General features: G+C 55.9%; 1 protein-coding gene. It reads left to right on the forward strand.

Going from position 1 to position 1092, the window contains the following annotated elements:
- Nucleotides 1-1092, forward strand: a 1092-nt coding sequence (locus tag ABLA76_RS16320) for a condensation domain-containing protein (RefSeq protein WP_348988726.1), incomplete at both ends; no start/stop codon positions are given.

Raw genomic sequence — 1092 nt, forward strand, 5'->3', positions numbered from 1 at the left:
GCCGTCTGGCAATCGATTCTGGCGCTGGAACAGGTCGGGCGTCATGACAACTTCTTCGAACTGGGCGGCCATTCATTGCTGGTGGTCAGCCTGATCGAACAGTTGCGCCAGCAAGGGCTGTCTCTGGCGGTCAGCGCGGTCTTCGCGGCCCCCACGCTGGCAGCCATGAGCGCCCGCTTACATCAGAAGAGTGAGCAAGATGTGCAGGCAATAGCTATTCCGCCTAACCTGATCCGCGAAGACAGCCAGCGTATTACGCCGGCTATGCTGCCACTGGTAACCTTAACCCAGCCCCAAATTGACCAGATTGTTGACCGTGTCCCGGGCGGTGTCGCCAATATTCAGGATATTTACCCGCTCGGACCGTTGCAGGAAGGCATTCTGTTCCACCATTTACTGACAGAAACCGGTGACACCTATCTTGAAAATATTCTGATGCACTTTGACAGCCGGACACGGCTGGAGAGTTTCTTGCAGGCATTGCAGCGGGTGATTGACCGGCACGATATTCAACGCAGTGCCTTCCACTGGCAGGAACTTCCCATTCCCGTGCAGGTGGTCTACCGTCATGCGCCCCTGCCGATCACAGAGCTGACGTTATCCGCGGGGGAAAATGCTGAAAGCCAGCTCCGGCGTCTGACCGATCCGGACAGCATACGGTTAGATATTACCCAGGCGCCATTATTGGCCGCCTATATCGCCCAGGATCCCGACGCCGATTTATGGTGGCTGAGTCTGTTGCACCACCATCTGGTCTGTGACCATCTGTCACTGGAAATTATTTTCAGCGAAGTGCAGGCGCTGATTCTGGGTGAAGAAGCGTCTCTGCCTGCCCCGTTGCCTTACCGCAATTTTATTGCCCAGACCCGTCAGGTGCCGATTGAAGTGCATCAGGCTTATTTCCAGCAGTTACTGGGCGACGTGGAAGCGCCGACTCTGCCGTTCGGGTTACTGGATGTGCAGGGAAACAGCCGCGATAAGCACGCTAAAATCGTGGAAGATATCGTCACGTTAGATGATGAACTGGCACAACAGCTCCGGGATTGCACCCGCCAGTTGGGTATCAGTCCGGCTGTACTGTTCCATGTGGCC

The organism is Xenorhabdus sp. SGI240 (assembly GCF_040081915.1).
GTDB lineage: Bacteria > Pseudomonadota > Gammaproteobacteria > Enterobacterales > Enterobacteriaceae > Xenorhabdus > Xenorhabdus bakwenae.